A 3,660-nucleotide genomic window follows, 5' to 3' on the forward strand; every position below is an offset into this window, starting at 1 on the left:
ACACCGCGCGGCGGCGTCGGATACGGCGTCGGCGCCTATCTTGCCGGATGGCCGGTGCCAGCGAAAACATCCGACGTCTGCCTGAACTACCTCGGACACTTCGGCACCGCGGACAGGGAAGGCACAGTATTCGCCCATGCCACCGAACCCCTTGCCCCGCATACGTTGGCGGGTCGTCGGCATTACTTGCTGGAAGTCGATGCCGCGATCGAGAACGGCCGACTAGCCATCTGGCTGCGGTACGACACCACAACCCACGGTGAGGCCGAAATCACTTCTCTGGCCGACGGCACAATGGCCGTCCTCACTGCCCTGTCCAGCGAACTCGGGAATTCGGAGCGAGAATGAGCAGCAGCACCCACCGGTCGAGCCATATCCTGACCGCGGCACAGCGCGGCATGATCTACGAATCGCTCGGCGCTGACGCAGGCGCGGCGACCTACCACTGCCAACTGGTCGTCACCATCGCCGTACCACCGGACTTCACGCGATTCCGCGAAACGTGGACTGCGCTGACACAGGCTCATCCGATGCTGCGCAACGCCTTCGGTTGGGACGGCGGACACCTGCGCCAGCGGCCGGGTGCGGGGGCGCACCCGCAACTGATCAACGCGGGCTCGGTCACCGACACCCCTGTCGACCGCCTGCTCGCCGATGACCGGGCACGTCCCTTCTCGGTCGACGACGGCAGCGAACTGGCCCGTGCCTACATGCTCGCCGACGCCGACAGATTCCATTTGATACTGGTCAACCACCACGCCATCCTCGATGGCTGGAGCACGACACAACTCCTCGACGAATTCCTGCACCTCTATACGTCGCCCGAGCCGGTCGGCGCGCCCGAAGACCACGACGGTGGCGCTCTGGCAGACTACTTCGACTGGCTCGCCGCACAGCCCCGAGACAAGGCCGCCGCGTTCTGGCAAGCCCACCTGCACGGCATCGCCGACTTGGCGCCACTGAGCCGAACGCTGGCATGCGGGACCCTGGCCGAAGAACCGGGGTGGCGACACCATCGCCGTGTCCTGGACGCCGCGGAATCCGACGGACTTCGCCGCGCAGCGCGCACTCTGGGGTCGACGCTCAACAGCGTCATCCAAGCCACCTGGGCGACGATCCTGGTCAAGAACACCGGCAACACCACCGCGCTGTTCGCCGCGACCTCGTCAGGACGCACGGCGGACACCCCCGGCCTGGACAGCGCTATCGGAGTGTTCATTCAGACCTACCCGATCCGCATCGACCCGGACCCGAACGACCGATTCGCCGACCTCGTCAAAGACGTGCACGGTCTCGCCGCCGAACGCATGGATCACGAGTTCGTCGGAATCGGCGAAGCACTACGCAGCGCCGGCATCGATAACCCCGACGCAGTAGTGGACTGCGCGCTGGTGTTCCAGAACTATCCCAGCACCGCCCCCGACGAACTACCCGCTGCCGAGGTGACGGTCTCCAGAGTTCCCACCAACTACGCGCTTACCCTGGTCGTAGAGCCCGACGAGCTGATGACCCTGCAATTCGAATACGACCCTTCCCGGGTCGCCGACGCAGCAGTGCAACGTGTGGCAGAGCACTTCGCCACCGCGCTGCACCGGGTCGTCGCCGACCCGGCGATCGACGTTCGTACGGTGCAGGCGCTCCCGGAAACCGAGCACGAGCTGGTGACATCCGCGTGGAACCCCATCGGCATCGCGGTCGACGACCGGACAGTGGTGGACAGGTTCCGGACACAGGCGGCGACCACTCCGCATGCCTGCGCGGTGAGCACCGATGACGGCGCGTCATGGACCTACGCCGAACTCGACGAGCGCTCGGACCTCCTAGCCCAATATCTGCGCTCTCGGAACATCGGCACCAGATCCATCGTCGGCATCTGCCTCGACCGGGGTGGAGACATGGTGATCGCCCTGCTAGCAGTGTTGAAGGCGGGCGCGGCCTACCTGCCGTTGGACTCGGTCCATCCAGTCGACCGATTGGCGTTCCTTCTGGAGGACTCCGCGGCGGCGCTGGTGGTGACCCGATCCGGACTGCTGTCCCGATTGCCGTCGCCATGGAACGCCGACGCGGTCGCCATCGACACCGACTGGCCCGCCATCATCGGCACCGACGCTGGATCCGAACACGCACCGCCCGGACCCAACCCCGAGGATCCGGCATACGTTCTCTACACCTCCGGTTCCACCGGTCGACCCAAAGGCGTCGTCAACCAACACCGCCAGCTCGGCCACTACTTGCAGTGGAGCGCAGCACAGTACCTCCCGGACCGGGAGCACGTCGTATCGAGGGTGACCTCCTCGATCACGTTCGATCTCACAGTCACGACATTGTGGACTCCCTTGACCGTCGGCGGTCGGGTGCATTTCGTGTCCGAAGACGACGACCATCCCCTCCCGAACACCCAAGACCTCGACCGTGCACTGGTGAAGACGACACCTGCGCACCTACGAACTCTGAACATCAACAGCGATGCCGCAAGCACATCCCCGTTCACCGGCACCATTGTCGTTGGCGGCGAAGCACTCCGCCGCGAGGATGTCTGCCGCATCCGCAACGTCGCCGGATCAGCGCGACTGATCAACGAGTACGGCCCCACCGAGGCCACTGTCGGCTGCATCACCCACATATGCGATGACAACGAAACCGATCCCGTACCGATCGGCCGACCGATCGCGAACACCACTGCCTACGTGCTGGACGCATCGATGGAGCCAGTCGGAATCGGGGTGGCAGGCGAGCTGTTCCTGGGCGGTGCCGGAGTCGCCCACGGCTACATCGGTCGCCCGGAGCTGACTGCGGAGAAATTCGTCCCCGACCCATTCGGCACAACTCCTGGCGCCCGCCTCTACCGCACAGGAGACCGGGCACGGTTCCTACCCGACGGCATGTTGGAGTTCCTCGGACGGGACGATGATCAGGTCAAGATCCGCGGCTACCGAGTCGAGTTGGGGGAGGTCGAAGCGCAGCTGGCGACGATGTCAGGTGTCAGTGAGTGCGCGGTCACCGTGCATGATGACGGGCACGGAGCAGGCCGTCTCGTCGGCTATTACGCGGTCGACGACCGTACCGACACGACCGTGGACGCGGGTGACATTCGCGCCCAGCTCGCGGCACGTCTCCCTGATTACATGGTGCCGTCGATATTCATCGAGCTCGCCGCGATGCCCCTGACCACGAACGGCAAGCTCGATCGTACGGCCCTGCCCGCACCCGAAGGGCGCACTCATGTCGGTGTCGACTATGTCGCACCCACGACCGAGCCGGAGAAACTGCTGGCCCGAATCTGGGGGCAGGTGCTCACCATCGACGGCATCGGTGTGCACGACAACTTCTTCGAACTCGGCGGGGACTCCATCCTCAGCCTCCTGGCAGTCGGCAAGGCGCGACAGGAAGGCCTCGCGATCACCCCACAGCTGATCCTCCAATTCCCCACCATCAGCCGCCTCACCGAACATCTCGTCGATAACCAACAGTCCACGACCGGCGGCGATCCTGACGTGGCGAACGACAGCGAGTCCGGTTACGTTCCACTCAGTCCGATCCAACACTGGTTCCTGTCATCGACAATCGACAACCCTCACCATTTCAATCATTCGATTCTGCTGCGGGCCCGCCAACCACTGGACCGCGCGGCCCTGACCGTCGCGCTCACCGCCGTCCTCG

General features: G+C 64.9%; 2 protein-coding genes. Both read left to right on the forward strand.

The window, feature by feature from the left end; translation table 11 throughout:
* Positions 1–348, forward strand: a 348-nt coding sequence (locus tag AB0H42_RS35495) for a hypothetical protein (RefSeq protein WP_357064217.1), incomplete at its 5' end; no start/stop codon positions are given.
* The coding region (locus tag AB0H42_RS35500; protein ID WP_357064219.1) for an amino acid adenylation domain-containing protein at positions 345–3,660 on the forward strand (3,316 nt) is incomplete at its 3' end. The genes AB0H42_RS35495 and AB0H42_RS35500, both read left to right, overlap by 4 nt.

The organism is Nocardia sp. NPDC050799 (assembly GCF_040654015.1).
Classification (GTDB): domain Bacteria; phylum Actinomycetota; class Actinomycetes; order Mycobacteriales; family Mycobacteriaceae; genus Nocardia.